This is a genomic window from Celeribacter baekdonensis (assembly GCF_900102315.1).
GTDB lineage: Bacteria > Pseudomonadota > Alphaproteobacteria > Rhodobacterales > Rhodobacteraceae > Celeribacter > Celeribacter baekdonensis.
Map to the genome: position 1 here is coordinate 25,861 of NZ_FNBL01000001.1, position 21,111 is coordinate 46,971.

At 59.4% G+C, this 21,111-nt stretch carries 21 protein-coding genes and 1 tRNA gene; 11 read left to right on the plus strand and 11 right to left on the minus strand.

What is annotated here, in order from left to right; all coding sequences use genetic code 11:
• Positions 1–112: 112 nt before the first annotated feature.
• Together hemB and BLT54_RS00130 are read left to right on the plus strand one after the other, a co-directional pair.
• A complete protein-coding gene (hemB, locus tag BLT54_RS00125; protein WP_074639900.1) occupies positions 113–1,111 on the plus strand; it encodes a porphobilinogen synthase in 999 nt (332 codons plus the stop codon).
• A gap of 157 nt (positions 1,112–1,268) precedes the next feature.
• Positions 1,269–1,826 carry a lipid-binding SYLF domain-containing protein gene (locus BLT54_RS00130; protein WP_074639901.1) on the plus strand — a complete coding sequence of 186 codons (558 nt, stop codon included), beginning with the start codon at positions 1,269–1,271 and terminating at the stop codon, positions 1,824–1,826.
• Between the two features lie 100 nt (positions 1,827–1,926).
• Here the strand turns inward: BLT54_RS00130 and BLT54_RS00135 are convergent, their stop codons facing one another.
• A complete protein-coding gene (locus tag BLT54_RS00135; RefSeq protein WP_074639903.1) occupies positions 1,927–3,039 on the minus strand; it encodes a Ppx/GppA phosphatase family protein in 1,113 nt (370 codons plus the stop codon).
• Between the two features lie 274 nt (positions 3,040–3,313).
• Here BLT54_RS00135 and BLT54_RS00145 point away from each other — a divergent pair, with 274 nt between their 5' ends.
• The 6 genes from BLT54_RS00145 to BLT54_RS00170 all read left to right on the plus strand — a co-directional run bounded on the left by BLT54_RS00145 (position 3,314) and on the right by BLT54_RS00170 (position 7,859).
• Positions 3,314–3,622 carry a virulence factor gene (locus tag BLT54_RS00145; protein ID WP_074639907.1) on the plus strand — a complete coding sequence of 103 codons (309 nt, stop codon included), beginning with the start codon at positions 3,314–3,316 and terminating at the stop codon, positions 3,620–3,622.
• 3 nt (positions 3,623–3,625) lie between these two features.
• Positions 3,626–4,612 carry a methyltetrahydrofolate cobalamin methyltransferase gene (locus BLT54_RS00150; protein ID WP_074639909.1) on the plus strand — a complete coding sequence of 329 codons (987 nt, stop codon included), beginning with the start codon at positions 3,626–3,628 and terminating at the stop codon, positions 4,610–4,612.
• 67 nt (positions 4,613–4,679) lie between these two features.
• A complete protein-coding gene (locus BLT54_RS00155) occupies positions 4,680–5,249 on the plus strand; it encodes a pseudouridine synthase (protein ID WP_074639911.1) in 570 nt (189 codons plus the stop codon).
• Entirely contained in the window at positions 5,246–7,288 is a 2,043-nt protein-coding gene (locus BLT54_RS00160; RefSeq protein WP_074639913.1) for an ASKHA domain-containing protein, read from the plus strand. The genes BLT54_RS00155 and BLT54_RS00160 overlap by 4 nt, the downstream gene beginning before the upstream one ends.
• Before the next feature lie 90 nt (positions 7,289–7,378).
• Positions 7,379–7,452, plus strand: a tRNA-Gly gene (locus tag BLT54_RS00165).
• Between the two features lie 113 nt (positions 7,453–7,565).
• Complete coding sequence (locus BLT54_RS00170) at positions 7,566–7,859, plus strand: SCP2 sterol-binding domain-containing protein (protein ID WP_074639915.1); 294 nt, start codon at positions 7,566–7,568, stop codon at positions 7,857–7,859.
• A 79-nt stretch (positions 7,860–7,938) separates the two neighbouring features.
• Here the strand turns inward: BLT54_RS00170 and pgi are convergent, their stop codons facing one another.
• The 3 genes from pgi to zwf form a co-directional block, all read right to left on the minus strand.
• The gene (gene pgi / locus BLT54_RS00175; RefSeq protein ID WP_074639917.1) at positions 7,939–9,564 is read right to left on the minus strand and encodes a glucose-6-phosphate isomerase; all 1,626 of its coding nucleotides are present in this window, start codon (positions 9,562–9,564) and stop codon (positions 7,939–7,941) included.
• A gap of 148 nt (positions 9,565–9,712) precedes the next feature.
• Complete coding sequence (gene pgl, locus BLT54_RS00180; RefSeq protein WP_074639919.1) at positions 9,713–10,384, minus strand: 6-phosphogluconolactonase; 672 nt, start codon at positions 10,382–10,384, stop codon at positions 9,713–9,715.
• Positions 10,381–11,835, minus strand: coding sequence for a glucose-6-phosphate dehydrogenase (gene zwf, locus BLT54_RS00185; protein ID WP_074639921.1), 1,455 nt, complete (start codon positions 11,833–11,835; stop codon positions 10,381–10,383). Before zwf ends, pgl begins: the two co-directional genes overlap by 4 nt.
• Positions 11,836–12,088: 253 nt before the next feature.
• On the opposite strand from zwf, the gene BLT54_RS00190 reads away from it, so the two are divergent.
• Entirely contained in the window at positions 12,089–13,069 is a 981-nt protein-coding gene (locus tag BLT54_RS00190; protein ID WP_425429319.1) for a radical SAM protein, read from the plus strand.
• Positions 13,070–13,085: 16 nt separating this feature from the next.
• Here the strand turns inward: BLT54_RS00190 and BLT54_RS00195 are convergent, their stop codons facing one another.
• The 7 genes from BLT54_RS00195 to BLT54_RS00220 form a co-directional block, all read right to left on the minus strand.
• Positions 13,086–13,670 (minus strand): HNH endonuclease, encoded by a 585-nt coding sequence (locus tag BLT54_RS00195; protein WP_009571153.1) that lies wholly within the window; start codon positions 13,668–13,670, stop codon positions 13,086–13,088.
• A 189-nt stretch (positions 13,671–13,859) separates the two neighbouring features.
• Positions 13,860–15,446 (minus strand): ATP-binding cassette domain-containing protein, encoded by a 1,587-nt coding sequence (locus tag BLT54_RS00200; protein WP_176832791.1) that lies wholly within the window; start codon positions 15,444–15,446, stop codon positions 13,860–13,862.
• A complete protein-coding gene (locus BLT54_RS22990; protein WP_281241843.1) occupies positions 15,424–15,552 on the minus strand; it encodes a hypothetical protein in 129 nt (42 codons plus the stop codon). The genes BLT54_RS00200 and BLT54_RS22990 overlap by 23 nt, the downstream gene beginning before the upstream one ends.
• Positions 15,553–15,717: 165 nt before the next feature.
• A complete protein-coding gene (locus BLT54_RS00205; RefSeq protein ID WP_143026731.1) occupies positions 15,718–16,374 on the minus strand; it encodes an alpha/beta hydrolase in 657 nt (218 codons plus the stop codon).
• Between the two features lie 51 nt (positions 16,375–16,425).
• Positions 16,426–17,058, minus strand: coding sequence for a DNA-3-methyladenine glycosylase family protein (locus tag BLT54_RS00210; RefSeq protein WP_074639927.1), 633 nt, complete (start codon positions 17,056–17,058; stop codon positions 16,426–16,428).
• Positions 17,045–17,782 carry a cobalt-precorrin-6A reductase gene (locus tag BLT54_RS00215; RefSeq protein ID WP_074639929.1) on the minus strand — a complete coding sequence of 246 codons (738 nt, stop codon included), beginning with the start codon at positions 17,780–17,782 and terminating at the stop codon, positions 17,045–17,047. Before BLT54_RS00215 ends, BLT54_RS00210 begins: the two co-directional genes overlap by 14 nt.
• Complete coding sequence (locus BLT54_RS00220) at positions 17,779–18,831, minus strand: cobalt-precorrin-5B (C(1))-methyltransferase (protein ID WP_074639931.1); 1,053 nt, start codon at positions 18,829–18,831, stop codon at positions 17,779–17,781. The genes BLT54_RS00215 and BLT54_RS00220 overlap by 4 nt, the downstream gene beginning before the upstream one ends.
• A gap of 107 nt (positions 18,832–18,938) precedes the next feature.
• Between BLT54_RS00220 and cobA the strand changes: the two genes are divergently transcribed.
• Positions 18,939–19,811, plus strand: coding sequence for a uroporphyrinogen-III C-methyltransferase (cobA, locus tag BLT54_RS00225; protein ID WP_074641307.1), 873 nt, complete (start codon positions 18,939–18,941; stop codon positions 19,809–19,811).
• A complete protein-coding gene (locus tag BLT54_RS00230; protein ID WP_074639933.1) occupies positions 19,811–21,091 on the plus strand; it encodes a cobyrinic acid a,c-diamide synthase CobB in 1,281 nt (426 codons plus the stop codon). Before cobA ends, BLT54_RS00230 begins: the two co-directional genes overlap by 1 nt.
• Positions 21,092–21,111 lie beyond the last annotated feature (20 nt).

Genomic DNA, 21,111 nt, shown 5'->3' on the forward strand with positions numbered 1-21,111 from the left:
GCAACGTCAGCCTGTGCACAGATTAGTGCCCCCACGCGGCAATTCCTACCCTTGAAGCGTCCCAAAAACCATGTCACCCAAAGACACCCATCGTAAAACCAAGGCTATCCCCATGACCCGCACCATCGCCCCTTACCCGCTGACCCGCCTGCGCCGCCCTCGTAAAATGAACGCGCTGCGCGGTCTTGTGCGTGAAAACAGCCTTTCGGTTGAGGATCTGATCTGGCCGGTGTTTGTGCGCGAAGGGGTGGATGAAGCCACGCCGATCGTGTCGATGCCCGGCGTTGAGCGACTGACGATTGACCGTTTGGTCACGGCGGCGCGTGAGGCCCATGAGTTGGGCATTCCGGCGATTTGCCTGTTTCCCTATATCGAACCCGAGCTGAAAACCGAAGATTGCGCTTGCGCGTGGGACCCGGACAATCTGGTCAACCGTGCCATTCGCGCGCTCAAAGCGGCGGTGCCGGACATGGCGATCATGACCGACGTGGCGCTCGATCCCTATAACATCAACGGCCATGATGGCTATGTCGTGGATGGCGAGATCGTCAATGACATGACGGTCGAAGCACTGGTCAAAATGTCGGTGGCACAGGCCGAGGCGGGCGCGGACATCATCGGCCCCTCCGATATGATGGACGGGCGCATCGGTGCGATCCGCCGCGCATTGGAAGCCGACGGGCATTCGAACGTCACGATCATGTCCTATGCGGCCAAATATGCCTCCGCCTATTACGGGCCTTTTCGCGATGCGGTCGGGGCGTCTGGCGCGCTCAAGGGCGACAAAAAGACCTATCAAATGGACCCGGCCAATTCGGACGAGGCGCTGCGCCTGATCGAACGCGACCTGTCAGAGGGCGCGGATATGGTCATGGTCAAACCGGGGATGCCCTATCTCGACATTTGTCGCCGGGTGAAAGACCGCTTTGGCGTGCCGACCTTTGCCTATCAAGTGTCGGGTGAATACGCGATGGCAATGGCAGCCATTCAAAACGGCTGGCTCGATCATGACAAGGTGGTTTTGGAAAGCCTGATGTGTTTCAAACGCGCCGGTTGCAACGGGATCCTGACCTATTTCGCCCCGGCAGCGGCGCGGCTTTTGCGCGGCTGAGGGGCGCTCAAGAGGCAAAGCATGGGCGAAACCCGCCAAAACGCGGGCCTTTGGGTTTTCGCGGGATGACAGGACAAGGGTTTTCGTCATATACTCGCGCAAAATCAATGGGCCAAAGGCCTGTAGCACCGTAAAGAGCAGTATAAGGGCATTCACAATGAACAGACTTCAACGCCGGAGCTTTATGATCGGATTGGGCAGCGCGGGTCTTTTGGCCGCGTGTGACAATTCGATGCGCTCGAACGGCTCCGCCACCATTGACGCGCGGGTCGATGCCACGCTGAACCATCTGTATTCCAACTACCCCGGCACCACGGCGCTGCGGGACAAATCCGTCGGCATGTTGGTCATGCCCTTGATCACCAAGGCGGGCTTTGGTGTGGGCGGGTCTTATGGCCGTGGTGCGTTGCGGGTTGGCGGCGTGTCGGTGGATTACTATTCCTCGACACAGGCGACCTTTGGCCTGCAAATCGGTGCACAGCAATACGCCCATGTCTTGTTCTTCATGACCAATGAGGCGCTCAGTTCCTTCCGCAATTCTGCGGGCTGGTCTGCGGGCGCGGATATGGAATATGCCATCTCCAACCGCGGCGAAAACATCACCGCTGAAACGCTGACCTCGCTGTCGCCGGTGATCGCCGTGGTCTTTGGTCAGGCGGGTCTGATCGCGGGTGCCACTGTTGAAGGCACAAAATACACGCGGATCATCCCGTAAGCCTTTTCAATATCGAAGACATACAAAACGCGGGCCTGATTGGACCCGCGTTTTTTGTGAGTATTTATATCACGGTAAAGACAATCCGATCTCAGCCGCTTTACGGCACCGCCTCTTCCAGCACCCCATCGGCGGACATTTGGGCGTAAAGAAGCCCTTCGCGCAGGCCCCGATCCGCCACGGACAGCCGATCCGTCGGCCAAATCCGCAGCAGTGCCTGCAAAATCGCCGCGCCCGACATGATCAATTCCTGCCGATCCCGACCAATGCGCGGATCACGTTTGCGCCCCACGGGGCCCATGGACAAATAATCCCGGATCACCCGGTCAATCTGTTCCGAGGTCATCCGCAAGCCATCGACCTTATTGCGGTCATAGCGCTTGAGGCCCAGATGCGACGCGGCAACCGTCGTCACCGTTCCCGACGTGCCGATGATCTGAAAGCCTTCGCGGGCCGGGTCATTGGCATAGGGGGTGAAATCCGCAAGTTTCTCTTCGAAATACCACGACATCAACGCAAACCGCGCCGCGTCATCCTCGACATCGGAGAATTGTTCCATCAACGTTGCAACCCCCAAAGGCACCGAAATCCAATCGACGACTTTGGCATGGGGGAAAGGGCTGTCGGCGTTTTTGAACCCGGTGTGCAACCGCATGATCGCGCGCGGACGTTCGGCGCGGGGCACGGTCGAGAGGTCAATCCAGACCAATTCGGTCGAGCCGCCGCCAATATCCACCACCAAAAGCTGTTCGGTCCTGGTCGACACCAGAGGCGCGCAGGAAATCACCGCCAGCCGCGCCTCTTCTTCGGGTTTGATGATCTCGAGCCGCAGGCCGGTTTCGCGCTGTACCCGGCGCAGAAAATCGCGCGAGTTTTTCGCCCGGCGACAGGCTTCGGTTGCGACCAATCGCATCCGTTTGACATCATGTTTCTCAAGTTTCTTGCGACAGACCCGCAGGGCCTGAATCGTGCGCGAAATCGACGATCGACACAGAAATCCAGACGATTCAAGCCCGGAGCCGAGCTGAACCGATTTCGAGAAACTGTCGATCACATGAAACTGACTGCCCTTGGGTTGGGCAATCAACATGCGACACGAATTTGTACCGAGGTCTAACGCAGCATAAAGCTCCGCCGGGTCGGCAAGTAGAGGCGCGGGGGTCTCGACCGCTTTCGGGAACGCGCCCGCACCAGTGGGACGCTTGGGCGTCATATCACACGCCCTCCATATCAAGTTAACCCTACCATAAGCGGATTTTTGCACATCGGGCAAGACACCTTCTGATCCGAGGCCTTCACGATTTCGGTGCCCGCGCCACCGGCCCCTGTGAAAATCGTGATAGCCAAGCCGCAGCCCGCGCGCGGCTCATGATCTTGATGAGAATTTTTCAGCCCCCCTGCGCCAACCAACCCTTTCGTGTCCCGGCCCTTTCTTTTATGCGTTTGGCAGAGTTTATGCTGAGTTTATAAGGCGCAAAGGGTCTCTCATGTCGGATATGACCATCATCTATTGGCGTGACATCCCCGCACAGGTCCGTGTGGGCCGGGGGCGTCGTGCGGCACGCGCGGTTTTGCCCGAGCGGTTCGAACAGGCGATCGACCGGGTGGCGATGCGCATCGGCGCGATCGATGGCGATGCTTACATGGCCGAATGGCGCGACGAGACCGTGAGTTGCGAGGGCGCGCCACAACAGGCCGCCGATGAAAAAGCCGCCGCATTGGATGCGGCCTATGATAAAGAGCGGCTCAAAGCCCTCATTGACAATGACGGGCGCGAGCCTGCCGCTAAAGGATAGACCATGACCCGCACCGTGATTGAGAGCAAAACCAAAACCGTTGTGATCGGCTTTGACGAACCGTTTTGCGTGATCGGCGAACGCATCAACCCCACTGGCCGCAAAAAGCTTGCGGCGGAATTGGAGCTGGGCGATTTTTCCACCGTTGAACGCGATGCTTTGGAACAGGTCGCCTGTGGTGCCAGTATTTTGGACATCAATTCCGGCGCCGTGTTTTCCAACAAAATGGCCGAAGACCCGCGCTATGCCGACAATAATTTTGTCGAACCACCTCTTATGCGCGAACTTGTGGCGCGGATTCAGGCCATCGTCGATGTGCCCCTGTGCATCGACAGCTCTGTGCCGGATGCCTTGGAAGCGGGGCTTGAAGCCGCTGAGGGCCGCCCGCTGTTGAACTCGGTGACGGGCGAAGAAGAACGGATGGAGCGCGTGCTGCCCTTGGTGAAAAAATACAACGTGCCGGTCGTGGCGATTGCCAATGACGACACCGGGATTTCCGAAGATCCCGATGTGCGCTTTGAGGTTGCCAAACGCATCGTCCAACGCGCGGCCGACTATGGCATTCCCGCCCATGACATCGTGGTCGACCCGCTGGTGATGCCAATCGGCGCGATGCGCACCGCAGGGCAACAGGTGTTCACTTTGGTGCGTCGTCTGCGCGACGAATTGGGCGTCAACACCACTTGCGGCGCCTCAAACGTCTCTTTCGGTCTGCCACATCGTCACGGCATCAACGCCGCGTTTTTGCCAATGGCGATTGGCGCGGGCATGACCTCCGCGATCATGAACCCGGTCCGCATTCAGGAAATGGAGGCGATCCGCGCCGCCAACCTGTTGATGAACCACGACCCCGACGGCACCAAATGGATCAGCTTTGCCCGGATCATGGACGCCGTGGCCGAGGGCATGTCGTTTGCCGAGGCCGCAACCGCCTCTGCCTCTGCGGGCTCTGGTGGTGGGCGTCGTGGCGGTGGGCGTCGTCGCCGGTAAATCGCTGTTAACCATATCGCTGTTAACCATTGAGTATTTGGATCACAGTAAAGACAGGAGCGCGCGCATGGCCCGGCTGATTTGCCTGAACAAGCCTTTTGATGTGCTCTCTCAGTTCACCGATAAAGGCACCGAGGGGACGACCCGTCGCACCCTGTCGGATTTTGTCTCTGTGCCCAAAGTCTACCCCGCCGGGCGGCTCGATCGCGACAGCGAGGGGCTTTTGCTCCTGACCGATGACGGGGCGCTACAGGCGCGGATTTCCAACCCGCGTCACAAGATGGAAAAGACCTATCTGGCGCAGGTCGAGGGCGATTTGGACGAGGCCGCTTTGAAAGAGCTGCGCCAAGGTGTGATGCTCAAAGACGGCATGACCCGCCCTGCCCGCGCCCGCCGCGTCGATGCGCCCGACTGGCTTTGGCCGCGCACGCCGCCGGTGCGCTACCGCAAATCGGTGCCAGAGTCCTGGCTCGAACTGACCATATCCGAGGGCCGCAATCGCCAAGTCCGGCGGATGACGGCCCATGTCGGCTTTCCCACTCTGCGGCTCATTCGCCTTTCCATCGGCCCTTGGGCCTTGGATGGTTTAGAGAGCGGTGCCTGGCGCGACGATGATCCTTTGAAAGGTTCGAAATGAGCAACTCTGATCCACTGGTGATTTTCACCCCCTCGGGCAAACGCGGCCATGTGGCACCGGGCACAACCGTATTGCAGGCCGCACGGCAATTGGGCGTCGATCTGGATTCGGTCTGTGGCGGGCGCGGAATTTGTTCGAAATGTCAGGTGCAGCCGTCTTTTGGTGAACACGCGAAACATGGCATCCATGCCGACCCGGACGCGCTCAGCGATGTGAACACCGTCGAAGAGCGCTATGACCGGGTGCGCGGATTGAAACCGGGGCGGCGTTTGGGCTGTCAGGCCTGTATCCAAGGTGATGTGGTGCTGGATGTGCCGCCGGAAAGTCAGGTTCACAAACAGGTGGTGCGCAAGGCCGCGACCACCCGCGTGATAGAAATGGACCCGGCCACCCGCGCCGTCTATGTCGAGGTCGAAGAGGCCGATATGCACGCGCCCACCGGCGATTGGGAACGGTTGAAAACCGCGCTGTTGACGCAATGGCAGGTCGATCCCGCCACCCTGCCCCAGACCTTGCCGCTGCCGATGCTGATCGCGATTCAGGCCGCGCTGATCAAAGGAGACTATAAGATCACGGTGGCGCTCAACATGGCGCGCACGGGTGTGATCAAACTGGTCGGCGTCTGGCCCGGCTTTACTGAGCCGCCCCTTTACGGGTTGGCGGTGGATTTAGGCTCCACCACCATCGCGGCGCATTTGACCGATCTGACAACCGGCGAGGTCAAGGCCTCTGGCGGGGTGATGAACCCGCAAATCCGCTTTGGCGAAGATCTGATGTCGCGCGTCTCCTATGCGATGATGAATGACACGGGTGCGGCTGACATGACGACTGCGGTGCGCGAGGCGATGAACACGCTGGCGCAGGAGTTGGCGATCGAGGCTGAGGTCAAAGTCACGGATATTTATGAGACAGTGTTCGTGATGAACCCGGTGATGCACCACCTGCTTTTGGGATTGGACCCGACGCCTTTGGGGCAATCGCCCTTTGCGCTGGCCACGAACGCCGCGATGGACCTGTCTGCCGCTGAGTTGGGCCTGAGCTTCGCCCCCGCCGCACAGGTCTATATCCTGCCATTGATCGCGGGCCATGTTGGTGCCGATGCGGCAGCCGTGGCACTCTCGGAAGCGCCGCAAAAACGTGATCCGCTGACGCTGATCGTCGATGTCGGCACCAATGCGGAGATCATTTTGGGCAATAAAACCCGCGTCTTGGCCTGTTCTTCTCCGACGGGACCGGCCTTTGAAGGGGCACAAATCTCAAGCGGTCAACGCGCCGCGCCCGGCGCGATTGAGCGGTTGGAAATTGACCCCACCACGAAAGAACCGCGCTTTAAGGTGATCGGCTGTGATCTTTGGTCTGATGATCCGGATTTTGCTGCACAAACGGCGGTCACTGGCGTGTCGGGCATTTGCGGATCGGGGATCATCGAGGCGGTGGCGGAAATGCGCATGGCCGGGATCGTCGATGCCAATGGCTTGATCGGATCGGCCGAGGCCACGGGCACCGCGCGCGCGCGCCCCGAAGGACGCACCCACAGCTATCTGATCCATGACGGGTCAGAAGACGGCGGTCCGGTGATTTCGGTCACCCAAGGCGACATCCGCGCCATCCAATTGGCCAAATCCGCGCTTTATGCCGGAGCGCGGCTGTTGATGGACGAGTTTGGTTCAGACAAAGTGGAGCGCGTGGTTTTGGCCGGGGCCTTTGGCGCACATATTTCGCCAAAACACGCGATGGTTTTGGGGATGATCCCGGATTGCCCGTTGGAGCATGTCACAAGTGCCGGCAATGCGGCGGGCACGGGCGCACAGATCGCGCTTTTGAACGTGGCAGCCCGGCGCGAGGTCGAGGCTTTGGTGCATGAGATCACCAAGATCGAAACCGCGATTGAACCGCGGTTTCAGGAACATTTCGTCGCCGCCAATGCCATCCCCCACGCCACCGACCCGTTTGCCGGGTTGCGCGCCGTGGTGCCCCTGCCCGAACCGTCGTTTAACAGCGGCTCAAGCGGTGGCACGGGGCGACGTCGGCGGCGCTAAGCGGCGGTAAAAGGATAAAACTTGCGCGCGGTTTGGTGCAAATCCACTTGACCGCCGCGCGCGGTTTGACTACCTAGGCCCACACGGCGCGCGGGTATGGTGAAAAGGTATCACGGCAGCTTCCCAAGCTTTAGTTACGAGTTCGATTCTCGTTACCCGCTCCAAACGTCCCCCATTTGATCCCGGATTTTTGCACGAGACACAGCGTTTCGACGCAGCGTTTCTCTGGGCGATGGTGCCTCTGCGCGCTACGGCTTGATCCAAAGGGGAGAACCGCATGACACATCCATTTTTAGAAACCGCCAAGGCCGCGTTGTTGCAGCGGCTTGAGACCGAGAATTTTGAAAAATCCGTCTCGTTGCGGATCAAAGACGTGGGCAATTTGGTGATTTTTGGCCAAGGGGTCGAGATCTCTGACGCACGCGCCGATTGCGCGATCATGGCCGATCAGGAGAGTTTTGAGAAAATTCTCGCCGGAACATTGAACCCGATGAAAGCGGCGCTGTTTGGTAAGCTGAAGATCGCGGGGGATGCGAAAACGGCAATGAAATTTGGTGCGATGTTTGGTTGAGGCGTCACATTAAAACAGCCTCATAACCCATAGAAAAGGCGCCAGATTGGGCGCCTTTTTACATTCACTTTTAGAGAGTTCAGGCCGTCTTGGTTTGCAAATATTGCACCAATTGTAACGTCGAGCCATCTTTTCCCGCGCCATCCGCCTCGCCCGCCAAAACCGGCTGCAGCACCAGCGCCAGCTCCTTGCCAAGCTCAACCCCCCATTGATCAAAGGAGTTGATGCCAAGGATCACGCCCTCAACAAACACCCGATGCTCATAAAGCGCCACGATTTGTCCCAAAACGAACGGCGTGAGTTTTTCATAGGCCAGCGTGGTTGATGGGCGATTGCCGGGGAAGACACGGTGGCGGGCTTGGCGGTCAAGTTCCGCGCCCTCAAGCCCTTTGGCGGCCATGATTGCGCGCGCCTCGTCAAGCGACCGCCCGCGCAACAAGGCCTCCGATTGCGCCAGACAGTTTGACACCAAAAGCTCATGCTGGTGCTCAAGCCCTTTCTCATAACCAAAACGACCGACCAAGAATTCACAGGGCACAACCCGCGTGCCTTGGTGGATCAATTGATAAAACGCATGTTGGCCATTGGTGCCGGGTTCGCCCCACACAACGGGTCCGCTGTTAAAGGGCAAATCCGTGCCGTCCATCGCCACGCGTTTGCCGTTTGATTCCATTTCAAGCTGTTGCAGATAGGCCGGAAGCCGCACCAAGCGCTGTTCATAGGGCAAAACCGCGCGGGTGGCGTAACCACAGACCTGATTGTGCCAAAGGCCGACCAGCGCCAAAAGCACCGGAAGGTTGTCTTGCCACTCAGCCGTGCGGAAATGCGTGTCCATCGCTTGCGCACCGCGCAGGAATTCGGCGAATTTTTGCGGCCCAATCGCCAACATCAAGGACAGGCCAATCGGCCCCCAGACCGAATAGCGCCCGCCAACCCAATCCTCAAAGCCAAAGACCAGATCGGGGTCGATGCCGAATGCGGCGGTTTTGTCTTTGGCGGTTGAAAGCGCGGCGAAATGTTTGGAAATCCCCTCTTCGCCGACCGCTTTGACCAACCAGTCGCGCGCCGTTTTGGCATTGGTCATGGTCTCGATCGTGGTGAAGGTTTTCGAGGCGACAATCACCAGCGTGGTTTGCGGGTTCAGCCCCTTGAGCACGTCGTTGATATGCGCGCCGTCGACATTGGAGACGAAATGACAGCGCGGGCCGTCCTCATAGGGTTTGAGCGCCTCATAGGCCATCACCGGACCCAAATCCGAGCCGCCGATGCCGATATTGACCACATCCTCAAACGGCGCACCGGAATAGGCGGAGATCGACCCGCGCCGCACCCGGTCGGCAAAATCATCCATCCGCGCCAGCGTGTGACGCACGCCCGCGATCACATCCTTGCCGTCTACCAAGACCTCGCCACCATCGAGATTGCGCAAGGCTGTGTGCAAGACGGCGCGGCCTTCGGTGTCGTTGATCTTTTCGCCAGAGAACATCGCTTCGCGTTTCTCCGCGACGCCTGCAACCTCCAAAAGCGCCATCAAAGCCGCAAGCGCAGCGTCATCCATATTGGTTTTGGAATAATCAAACAAAAGACCATCCGCTATGGCCGAGAAACGAGAGGCCCTGTCCTCATCCTGTTGAAAAAGCTCAAGGATGTGACGGTCTCCCGCGGCGGCATGGAGCGCTTTGAGTGCTGCAAAATCAACGGACATTTGGTCTCCTTTGGGTGGGCACCGATTTGACCGGATCGTCAAACCCTTGCGTCACCTCGCTTATACTGGATTTGTTTCAATCTTGCTAAGGGCGTCTTGAAATCGGCGCTTTCTGGCGTCTCTTTTGCATCCGAAGCCCCGGGAATGATCAAGGCGCCCAATGAACATGCGCTTGCGGCAAAAACACCGTCACGGGTGCGTCCTGCACGGGTAGATCATGCGCGGCCTTATAGGCTTTGCGCTTGTCATCGCCGGTGATCAGAATATGGATCGAAATCGCGGTTTTGAGCGCTTTCGCGGACAGGGTGATCCGGGGTTCGGGCGCACCGGGCGCGCGCATGGCCAAAAGCGTCGGGGCCTCATCCGAGAGCGCCAATTCCAATTGATCGGCACCGGGAAACAGGCTTGCGGTGTGCATATCGTTGCCCATCCCCAAAAGCAGCACATTGATCGGCAAAATCGCCTCGATCGCGGGCATCAACCCGGCCAAACCATCCTCGGGCGTGGGCACATCCGTATAGAGCGGGATAAGGTGCGCGCGTGCCGCTTTGTTCACCAAAAGGCGGCGTTTGAGCATGGCGGTGTTGGAGCGATCAGAGCTCTCAGACACCCAACGTTCGTCATTGAGCAACACATCCACCCGGTCCCAGTCCAGCCCCACATCCGAGAGCGTGTCAAACACCGGGCCCGGCGTGGAGCCGCCAGGGACGCAAAAACTCACCCGCTCCTGATGATCCAAGGCGTTGCGCAATTCTCCGGCAATCTTATTGGCCAGATCAAGTTGCATCACCTCGCGGTCGGGGTATTCGATAAAGCTCATTCCTTAATCTCCCGCCAGCGCCGCCCTTCGCGGTGAAGCATCATCGCCGCGTCTTCGGGACCAGAGGAATAGGCATCATAATGTTTCGGAACGTCAGAGCGCGCTTCCCAGCTTTCGATCAAAGGATCGGTCCAGGCCCAGGCGGCTTGGACCTCATCGCCGCGCATAAACAGGGTTTGGTTGCCGCGAATGACATCCATGATCAGCCGCTCATAGGCGTCTGGAATGTCATCCGCCTCCTCGCCCAAGGCATCGGCAAAACTCATATCCAGCGGCACATCAATCAGACGCATCCCGCCCGGACCCGGTTCTTTGATCGTCACTTTCAACGTCATGCCCTCATTGGGCTGCAACCGAATGGACAGCACATTGGCGTGACGCCCGGCCTCTTCGCCAAAAATCGAATGTGGTGCATCTTTGAACACCACGGCAATTTCCGACGCGCGGGCTTTTAGCTTTTTGCCGGTGCGCAGATAGAACGGCGTGCCCGCCCACCGCCAGTTGGAAATCATACAGCGCAGCGCGATGAAACTTTCGGTGCGCGACCGCGGATCGCCGGCATCTTCGCGGTAAGACGGTTCTGTCTCTGTCGCATCATATTGACCGCGCACAATGTGGTGATGATCAATCGGCTCCAACGCACGAATGACTTTGAGCTTTTCGTCACGCACCGCATCCGGGTTGAACCGTGACGGCGGCTCCATCGCGATCAGGCACAAAAGCTGCATCAGGTGGTTTTGCACCATGTCGCGCATCGCGCCCGATTTATCGTAATATTCACCACGCCCGCCAACCCCGACCGTCTCGGCCACGGTGATTTGGATGTGATCGACATATTGCGAATTCCACAGCGGCTCAAACAGGATGTTGCCGAACCGCACCGCCATCAGGTTTTGCACCGTCTCTTTGCCAAGATAGTGGTCGATGCGGTAAATCTGTGTTTCGTCGAAATGTTTGGCGAGGTCCTGGTTCAGCTTTTTGGCACTGGCCAGATCACGCCCAAAGGGTTTTTCAACCACGATGCGGGCGTCTTCGTCGGCAATGCCATGAGCTTGCAGCCGCTCGGCCAAATCGCCAAACAGGCTCGGCGCGACCGAGAAATAATAGGCTTTCACCACATCCTTGCGCATCAAATCGCGCAGATCATCCCAGCCATCCTCGCCTTTGGCGTCGACCTGAACGTAATGTAGTTGCTCTAAAAACGTGCCGATCAACGCATCATCGCACGCGTTCTTTTTGGAAAACTCGCGGATCGCGTCACGCACGATCTGGCGAAACTCTGCGGTGTCATGTTCGGACCGTGCGGCGCCAATGATCCGCGCGGTTTCCGGCATTTGGCCAGAACAAAACCGGCGATACAACCCCGGCAGAATTTTTCGCCGGGCCAAATCACCCGTACCACCAAAAATCACGAGGTCGAAATCCTCGACCGGAATGACGCGAGAAGCCATATGTCTGTTCCTTTCGGCCCGCAGCATTGGGGCTTATGAGGCGTTAGCGCTAACGCGGATCATTTACCGCGACGGCACTTCAGAGTCTAGCACCGCTTTGCCCTCTCTCAAGCCTGAGTTTTGCCAAAGCGGCAATTCACATCCCTGTGCATCCGATTGTGCGCTCTTTTCACAACGGCGCAGAGCCTTTAGCCTGATTAAACTCTGATCTCAAAAAACAGAGCCCAACATCAGAAAGCCCGTAGAGACTTTTATGAAAGACGTGATGAAAGACATAATGAAAGACTTGGACACGCCCCAGCCCGCCACCAATCTTGGCAAATTCCAAGACCCAAAACGAACCGCCAAAGGTGACGCGCGGGCCACCGTCGCCCTGACTGATCCGCAAACCCTATGGTTCAATACGGGCACATTATGCAACATCACCTGCGTCAATTGCTATATCGACAGCTCGCCGACCAATGACGCGTTGGCCTATCTGACGGTTGCGGAGGTCGAAAGCTATTTGGACGAGCTCGACAATTTGAAGTGGGATCTACGCGAGATTGCATTCACCGGTGGCGAGCCGTTTATGAACCCGGATATGATTGCGATGGCGCGGGCGGCGCTTGTCCGGGGCTATGAGGTGTTGATCCTGACCAATGCCATGCAGCCGATGCAGCGCCCGCATGTCAAAACCGGGCTTGTGGCGCTCAATGACGCGTTTCCCGGCAAGATGACGCTGCGGGTGTCACTCGATCATTGGTCTGAGGCCAATCACGATGAGATGCGCGGCGCGGGCAGTTTTCAAAAGACCTTGGCGGGCATGGATTGGGCGCGTGATGCGGGGCTGATGCTGGCCGTGGCGGCACGCTCGCTTTGGCATGAAACGGATCAGGACGCGCGGGCCGGATTTGCCCGGATCTTTGCGGAAAACGACTATAAAATCGACGCGTACCACCCCGGAAAGACAGTGATTTTTCCAGAAATGGACATCTCCGTCGAAGTGCCTGAAATCACCACCGCCTGTTGGGGCATTCTCAACAAATCGCCGCGCGATGTGATGTGTGCCTCAAGCCGGATGGTGATCAAACGCAAAGGGTCCGCACCTTCGGTCGTGGCCTGTACGCTCTTGCCCTACGCGGCGGAATTTGAACTGGGCGCGACCTTGCGCGAGGCCTCTGGCGAGGTGGCGCTCAATCATCCACATTGTGCGAAATTCTGTGTTCTGGGTGGGGCGTCCTGTTCGGCTTAATGTCGCCGCCAAAGTCTCAGGCGTCCAATTCGCTGTCCCAGTAGAGATAGTCAATCCAGCTTTCATGCAAATGGTTCGGCGGGAATTTCCGCCCCATATTGCGCAGCTCCTCAGACACCGGCGGGCGCGGCGGTTTGCGCAAAGACATGCCCACCTGACGCAGGGATTTCGACCCTTTCTTCAGGTTGCACGGCGAACAGGCCGCCACCACGTTTTCCCACGATGTGATCCCACCACGCGCCCGCGGGATCACATGGTCAAAGGTCAAATCCCCGCGCGAGCCGCAATATTGGCAACAAAATTCATCGCGCAAAAACAAATTAAAGCGCGTGAAAGCCACGCGCTTTTGAGGTTTGACATAATCTTTGAGGACGACGACCGACGGGATTTTGATCCTGCAACTCGGGCTGTGCACATAGTCGTCATACTCGGCGACAATATCCACCCGGTCCAAAAACACCGCCTTCACCGCCTCTTGCCATGGCCAAAGCGACAGCGGGTAATAGGACAAGGGCCGATAATCCGCGTTGAGCACCAAGGCCGAATGGGCCTTTACCGCATTCGGTTCGCGCACAAAATGTGTTCTGAAATCTCCGTCCATCCTCACGCACCAATCCTGCCTTGCGACCATCTGGGTTCAAGGACGGGACACCCCGTCCCTCATATGTCTCCACTATATATCGCGGCTTAAACCTGACAAGCCCCTGTATATATGTGATCCGCTCCTTGGCGTTTTATCGCGCTTTCGTGACGCCTCTGTGACGAGGCGCGGTCTCATGCGGCCCATAGATTAAGCAAAGGGCCAGGCGACCTCTCCCGTGAACGCCATTTTTTGGGCAAATACGTCATCATGGGTCACCACAATCATCGCACCGCGCCATTGTGACAGCCCCAGTTCAAGCGCCTCAAGGGCGGCGAGATCAAGGTGATTTGTCGGCTCATCAAGCAGCAAAAGCGGCGGCACCTCCGGCCTCGCGGCCAAAAGCGCGATCCTCGCCCGCATTTTTTCCCCGCCCGACAGGTCTTGCACAGGCGCATGGGCCGCATCGCCGCGAAACCCGGCGCGGGCCAGACATGCGCGCAATTGCGCCCCGGCAATCGATGGAAAGGCCTGCTCCGCCGCCGCGATCAATGACCCGGCATCTTGGGCAAATCCGCCATTTTGGTCCAGCATCGCACAGGACACCAAGCGATTCACCTGCCCCGAGATCGGCGCAATCTCCCCGGAAATCGCGCGTAAAAGCGTCGATTTCCCCACCCCGTTCGGCCCGGAAAGGCGCAGCCGTGCGGGGCCGACCAAACTTAAACTAATTGGTCCAATCTTTTGATCTCCAACAGTAAAAACAGCCTCATCAAGCTGAAAAATCTGCTTCGTGGGCGGCACATGAACCGCGGGGAAATCCATATGGACCGGAGTTCGCACCTCGATCTTTTGGGCAATCTCGGCCTGCTCGGCCTCAAGAGCCGCCTTTTTGCGCGCCTCCGCCGTGATCCGCGCCGAGGCACTGCTTTGCGCGCTCTCTTTTGCCATATCCAAAAGCAGTTTCGACTGTGACCCATCTCTGAGCTTTCGCCCTTGGCGGGCACGGCGGTCTTGGCGCGCGGCAGACTCCCGCCGTTGCGCCTCAGTGTGTTTCACCTGCCGCACCATGCGCGCGGATGCCTGTTGCAACCGCGTCAAATCCGCATCCCGCGCCGCCGCAAACGCCGTCCAGCCGCCACCAAACACCGTCACCCCGCCGTCCGGGTCCAGCGACACGATTCGATCCATCTGATCCAACAGGTGGCGATCATGGCTGGCGACAAGCGCAATACCGCCATGAATACGACTGTGATCTCGCAGCGCCTGCGCCACCATCGCCTGCCCGTCGCGGTCCAACGCATTGGTCGGCTCATCGAGAAGGACAATTTCCGGCGCATCGAAAAACAGCGCGGCCAAACGGGCGCGAAGCTGTTGCCCGCCGGACAGCGTGCCGAGCCTGCGGCTGAGGTCCACATCGGACAGGCCGAACCGGTCAAGCTGCGCCAAAAGCCGCTCTTCGAGTGTCCAGTCTATCGTTTCGAACGCCGCCTTGGTCGCCTCGCCGCGCAACGCGCGCCACAGGTCCAAAAGCGGTTCGGTGACCCCGAAGAGATCCATCAGACGCCGCAGAGGATTGGCCTGTTGATCCAACAGCCGCGCAGGATGCGAACAGGTGCATAAACCCGTCACCAAAGGCGCACCAATGCGGCCCGCGATGAAGTTTAAAAGCGTGGATTTTCCCGATCCATTGCGCCCAACAAGCCCGGTGACACCGGGGCCAAGCGTCAGATCAAAGGTCTGCCGGACAGTCGGGCGAGCGGTCGCGGACGCCTTAGCGCTTGCGACGGTCCTCAACGCGGATGCGGATAGGGAGACGTTGCTCAGTCGGATGCTGAGACTTCGAGATGAGGGCATAGGCCACCATGACAGCAGTTGCACCAAAGGCGATTGCGGTGGTCATGATCAGGTCCATTTTTCAGCCCTCCTAGCTAATGATAGAAATGTAACACTCAAAGGCCCGGGGTCAAGGGGCTGGACCTATATGCAGGTCCAGCTTTGAGCGAAAAGATGAAAAGAGCGCTAATTTCCGCCGACAAAACAAGTAAATGCCGGATTTATCCCGCAATTATCCCTTGGTCGGCACGTCATAGCCCAGTTTTTCACGCAAAAATGCCAAGGCCACGGACAGGCCATCCGGCGAAATCCCATGCCCCGTGCCGCGCATGATATGGGCGTAGGTTTCAAAGCCCGCGTCCTGCAACGCCTGCCCCGCCTCGGGCAAGGCTTGCGGCGGCACCACATCGTCCTCATCGCCATGCAGCAACAAAACCGGCATTTTCACCCGCATCTCGTCCCCCAACATTTCCGGCTCCAAAAGGCGGCCAGAGAAGCCGACAACACAGGCCAAAGCATCCTCGCGGCGCGGCGCGATATGCAGCGACATCATTGTGCCCTGGGAAAAGCCGACGAGCGCCAATTGATCGGTCTCAATGCCGTAATCGACGATGATATTGTCGAGGTAATCGTTCAACTCATCGACCGCGCGCAGCATCCCGTCGCGCGATTCCTCTTCGGACGACCCATCAATCCACGGGATTGGAAACCATTGAAATCCCATCGGATTTCCGGTGCAGCGCTCGGGTGCGTCGGGCGAGAAAAACACCGTATCGGGCATATGTTCGCCCAAAGGATCAGCCAGCCCCAAAAGGTCTTTGCCATCCGCGCCATAGCCATGCACGAACACGACAACGGAATTCACCCGGCCCGACAGGCTGTCTTTCATATGGTTGGTCAGATTGGTCACGTCACATCATCCCCTGTCTCAAATCTCGTCTCATCGCACGCCTTCGCGCTGTTTCTGCACCCGGTAGTAGGCCCAAAGCAGCCGCGCTGCAACCGCGCGCCATGGGGTCCAGTCTTCGGCCATCTGCCGCATGACCCGCTCTTTCGGCCGCTCCGGCAGATCAAACAGGATCTTCGCCGCCTCTTGCAGCGCCAAATCGCCCGGCGCAAAGACATCGGCATGGCCCAAAGAGAACATCGCGTAAATTTCGGCGGTCCACACGCCAATGCCGGGCACATCGACCAGCGTGGCAATCACCTGATCCGTCGGCGCCTCCCGGAGCGCGCGAAAATCAATCCGCGCCTCGGCCAGCGCCTTGGCATAACGCACCTTTTGCCGCGACAGGCCACAGGCGCGCAGCTCGTCCTCGCTGGCCCATATAATCTTACGCGGCCCGGTTAGTCTGGCGGTTTTGAGCCGCGTCCAGATGCCATTGGCGGCGGCGACAGAGATTTGTTGGCTGACAATCGCGGCGAAGAGTTGTTCAAACCCGTCCTTGTTGCGTCTGAGCGGCAAAGGCCCGGTCAGGCTCAGGGCATGGGCAAAGCGTGGATCATGATCCGCCAGCCACGCCGCGCCTTCGGTGACATCTGCCTCGCAGGTGATGATCCTATATGCGCCCATGTGCCTCCGCCCATTCCAACGCATCAAGCATCTGTTCGCGCCGCTCGATCCCGGCAGGCACCGCAGGTCGCGCAATCATCGCCACCGAAATCCCAAGGCGGCGCGCCGCGTCCAATTTGGCCCGTCCAGAGGCCCCGCCTGCATTTTTCACCACCATCCAATCGGGATTGAGCGCGTGCAATGTCTCCAATTCCTTGCCTTCGGAAAACGGCGGACGCCCGACGACAAACGCCCCATTGGGATAGGGAAAGGGCACCTCAGGCGGGTCAATCACCCGACAGATCAAATGCCGATCCGCCAAATGCGCCATCTGAGACAGGCTTTGTCGGCCTGTTGCCAAAAACACCCGCGCGCCCACCGGGATGATCGCGGACAAACCCGCGTAATCCGCCACCTCATGCCAGGCATCCCCCGGACGCGAGCGCCAGCCCGGGCGCTCATAGCGCAAATACGGCAGGCCGCGCGCGGCACAAATCCGCGCGGTGCGGGTGGTGATCTTGGCCGCGAACGGATGGGTGGCGTCAATCACGGCGGTGATGCCTGAGGCGTCCAAATAGGCCTCAAACCCGGCGTCCCCGCCAAAGCCGCCGACCCGCGTCTCCACCGCCATCGCCACAGGCGTGCGCGTGGCCCCGGCCAAAGAAGCCACGGTTTTGATCCCCGCCTCGGCCATATAGCCCGCGAGGATGCGCGCCTCGGTTGTGCCTGCCAATAAAAGGATCATTCTGCCCGTCCTATGATCTCGCCTGTGCGGTCAATCACCACGATGTCAAACGTGGTTCCACGCCCGCCAAACCGTGCCTCAACCGCCGCCAAGGCTTTCTGCGCGACCACGCGGGCAAAGTCAGCCCCTTTACGCTCATACATCTCCAGCGTCGTGTTCGATTGCGCAAGTTCCGGGTCATTCATCTCTTTGGCCCAAAAGGCAAAATCGACTTGCGCGCGTTTGGAATGCAAATCCATCTCGCCCTGCGCCAGCTTGGCGATTTTGCCAATGCCGCCGCCAATGGTGACACGCGGCACCGGATGTTTGGCCAGATATTTCAACATCCCGCCGGCGAAATCGCCCATGTCCAACATCGCGCCTTCGGGCAAATCATACAGCCCGCGCACCACCCGCTCGGACGTCGCGCCCGTGCAACCCGCCACATGGGTCAACCCTTCGGCGCGCGCCACATCAATGCCGCGATGGATCGAGGCAATCCACGCCGCGCAAGAAAACGGCCGCACAATGCCCGTGGTGCCCAAGACCGACAAACCGCCTTTGATGCCAAGCCGCGGGTTCCATGTTTTTTGCGCAATCTCGGCCCCACCCGGGATCGAAATCGTGATTTCAATATCGGGGGATTGGCCCAGCCGTGCGGCCATCTCCGTGACCTGATCCGTCATCATCTGACGCGGCACCGGGTTGATTGCGGGCTCACCGGGCGGGATTGGCAGGCCGGGTTTGGTCACCATGCCAACGCCCTCGCCCGCTTTGAACACTACACCGCTCGCGCCGCCCATGGACCGCGTGACACGCGCGCGAATTTCCGCGCCGTGGGTGACATCGGGGTCATCGCCCGCGTCCTTAATGATGCCCACCTCGGCCCAGCCCGGCCCTTCAGCGCGGTATGAGAGCGCAAACTCCGGTCGCTCGCCTTTGGGCAAGGTGATCCGCAGTTTCTCAGGGAATCCCTCCCCCCATAGCGCCATCAACGCCGCGCGCGTTGCCGCCGTCGCACAGGCCCCCGTGGTCCAGCCACGGCGCAAAGGTTTGGTCACATCCGTCATTGCCGCGACTATAAAGCGAGGCGCGTGAGATTGACCACGGTGTTTTTCGCGCAGGCCACGGGTTGAAACGCTTTGTCAAACCCCGTCTCACCCGTCATAAATCCGACATGACCGAATCCATCTTGACCGACTCCGCGCTGACGCTTCCCGGTGGCACATGGCCCACCCTTGAACCCGGATGGGTTTGGCTTTGTGGTGCCGGTCCCGGTGATCCGGGGCTGATGACGTTACATGCGATCAACGCGCTCAGACAGGCGGATGCGATCGTCTATGACGCGCTGGTGTCGCCCTTGATCCTTGAGTGGGCGCGTCCCGATGCCGAACAGATTTACGCCGGAAAGCGTGGCGGCAAACCTTCGGCAAAACAGGCCGATATTTCGCTGCAACTGGTCGATTTGGCCCGTGCGGGCAAACGGGTGTTGCGCCTGAAAGGGGGCGATCCTTTTGTCTTTGGCCGCGGCGGCGAAGAGGCGCAGACCCTCATCCAACATGGCGTCAATGTGCGCATCGTGCCGGGGATTTCGGCGGGGATCGGGGGCCTTGCCTATGCCGGCATCCCGGTGACGCACCGCGACGTCAACCAATCGGTGACCTTTGTGACTGGCCATGATCAGCGCGGTGAAACGCCGGACACTCTGGATTGGGACGCGCTAAACCGTGCCTCCGGCGTGTTGGTGATCTATATGGGGATGAAACATGCGCCCACGATCCAAAAGGGTCTGTTGGACGCGGGCCGCCCAAGGGATGAACCTGTCGCTGTGGTGTCCCAAGCCACAACGCCCAATCAACAGGTGTTGGAAACCACTTTGGGCGCGATGGTCGATGACATTGCCGCCAACCACATGGAACCGCCCGCGATCATCTGTATCGGGCGCTCGGTGTTGATGCGACAGGTGCTTGATTGGCAGGCTTTGGCCCGTGGCGAAGCCCCACGCAATCTTGATCCGCTGGGCCGTGGCAAACCCGCCGAGGAACGGTGATGACGCGCGGGCTTTTGATCGCCGCGCCCAGTTCCGGTTCTGGCAAAACCACGCTGACCCTTGGCCTTTTGCGCGCGCTTTCGCGGCGCGGTGTCACTGTGCGCGGCGCGAAATCCGGTCCCGATTACATTGATCCGCGCTTTCACGCGGCCGCTTGTGGTGCGCCCTGTCCGAATTTGGATGCCTGGGCGATGGGGCCGGATCGGTTGCGCGCCTTGGCGGGTGGTGACAAAGACGATGACACCCTGATCATCGAAGGCGCAATGGGCCTGTTCGATGGTGCGCCGCCCGAGGGCAAAGGCGCATGCGCCGATCTCGCCCGCCTGTTCAATATCCCTGTGATCCTCGTGGTCGATGCGTCGCGCATGGCCGGATCTGTTGCGCCTCTCGTGGCCGGGTTTGTCGCCCATGATCCAAGCGTGCATGTGGCGGGGGTGATCCTCAACAAGGTCGGGTCCGAGCGCCATAAAACCATGCTGCTGCGCGCCTTGGCCCCGTCTGGCATTCCGGTGTTCGGCGCCCTGCCCCGGTCAGCGGCATTGACCCACCCGGATCGTCACCTTGGTCTGGTTCAGGCCGGGGAGCACCCGGATTTGGAGGCCTTTTTAAATGCCGCCGCCGATGCGGTTGAGGCGGCTTTGGACGTGGACGCGATCCTGGCATTGGCAGCTCCGATCACACGCACGGAGCACAGCCCACGCACACCGCCCCCGGCGCAAAGCATCGCCGTGGCCCGCGATCAAGCCTTTGCCTTTGCCTATCCGCATCTGTTGACCGATTGGCGCGATCAGGGCGCAGAGATCCGTTTCTTTTCGCCGCTGGCCAATGAGGCCCCGCCGCCCTGCGATCTGGTGTATTTGCCCGGCGGCTACCCGGAACTCCACGCCGGACGCCTCGCCGCCTCGCATGTGTTCCTGCAAGGCCTGCGCGAAGCGGCGGCGCGGCGTAAGGTGTACGGCGAATGCGGTGGCTATATGGTCTTGGGCGACGGCTTGATCGACGCGGACGGGGTGCGGCACAAAATGGCCGGGCTTTTGGCGCTTGAGACCTCCTTTGCCACACGCAAATTGCATCTGGGCTATCGTCACGCGGTGGCCGCGTCCGGGCCGTTCCCAGGGCCATGGATGGCGCATGAATTTCATTACGCCAGCACGATCAAGGCCACGGGCCAGCCGCTTTTTACAGTTCGCGACGCCGAAAACGCCGATCTTGGATCGCAAGGCCTGATCAACGATGCGGTGTCCGGGTCCTTCCTGCATCTGATTGATCGCGCTGATTGAGGACGCCTGACCCAAGCCCA

Coding starts and splice junctions, on each gene's coding strand:
- BLT54_RS00150 (WP_074639909.1), top strand. CDS start 3,626: ATGACCCGCACCGTGATTGAGAGCAAAACCAAAACCGTTGTGATCGGC.
- pgl (WP_074639919.1), bottom strand. CDS start 10,384: ATGAGCTTTATCGAATACCCCGACCGCGAGGTGATGCAACTTGATCTG.
- BLT54_RS00130 (WP_074639901.1), top strand. CDS start 1,269: ATGAACAGACTTCAACGCCGGAGCTTTATGATCGGATTGGGCAGCGCG.
- BLT54_RS00205 (WP_143026731.1), bottom strand. CDS start 16,374: ATGAAAGACAGCCTGTCGGGCCGGGTGAATTCCGTTGTCGTGTTCGTG.
- BLT54_RS00155 (WP_074639911.1), top strand. CDS start 4,680: ATGGCCCGGCTGATTTGCCTGAACAAGCCTTTTGATGTGCTCTCTCAG.
- BLT54_RS00230 (WP_074639933.1), top strand. CDS start 19,811: ATGACGCGCGGGCTTTTGATCGCCGCGCCCAGTTCCGGTTCTGGCAAA.
- cobA (WP_074641307.1), top strand. CDS start 18,939: ATGACCGAATCCATCTTGACCGACTCCGCGCTGACGCTTCCCGGTGGC.
- BLT54_RS00210 (WP_074639927.1), bottom strand. CDS start 17,058: ATGGGCGCATATAGGATCATCACCTGCGAGGCAGATGTCACCGAAGGC.
- BLT54_RS00215 (WP_074639929.1), bottom strand. CDS start 17,782: ATGATCCTTTTATTGGCAGGCACAACCGAGGCGCGCATCCTCGCGGGC.
- BLT54_RS00145 (WP_074639907.1), top strand. CDS start 3,314: ATGTCGGATATGACCATCATCTATTGGCGTGACATCCCCGCACAGGTC.
- zwf (WP_074639921.1), bottom strand. CDS start 11,835: ATGGCTTCTCGCGTCATTCCGGTCGAGGATTTCGACCTCGTGATTTTT.
- BLT54_RS00190 (WP_425429319.1), top strand. CDS start 12,089: ATGAAAGACGTGATGAAAGACATAATGAAAGACTTGGACACGCCCCAG.
- BLT54_RS22990 (WP_281241843.1), bottom strand. CDS start 15,552: ATGACCACCGCAATCGCCTTTGGTGCAACTGCTGTCATGGTGGCCTAT.
- pgi (WP_074639917.1), bottom strand. CDS start 9,564: ATGTCCGTTGATTTTGCAGCACTCAAAGCGCTCCATGCCGCCGCGGGA.
- BLT54_RS00220 (WP_074639931.1), bottom strand. CDS start 18,831: ATGACGGATGTGACCAAACCTTTGCGCCGTGGCTGGACCACGGGGGCC.
- BLT54_RS00195 (WP_009571153.1), bottom strand. CDS start 13,670: ATGGACGGAGATTTCAGAACACATTTTGTGCGCGAACCGAATGCGGTA.
- hemB (WP_074639900.1), top strand. CDS start 113: ATGACCCGCACCATCGCCCCTTACCCGCTGACCCGCCTGCGCCGCCCT.
- BLT54_RS00135 (WP_074639903.1), bottom strand. CDS start 3,039: ATGACGCCCAAGCGTCCCACTGGTGCGGGCGCGTTCCCGAAAGCGGTC.
- BLT54_RS00170 (WP_074639915.1), top strand. CDS start 7,566: ATGACACATCCATTTTTAGAAACCGCCAAGGCCGCGTTGTTGCAGCGG.
- BLT54_RS00160 (WP_074639913.1), top strand. CDS start 5,246: ATGAGCAACTCTGATCCACTGGTGATTTTCACCCCCTCGGGCAAACGC.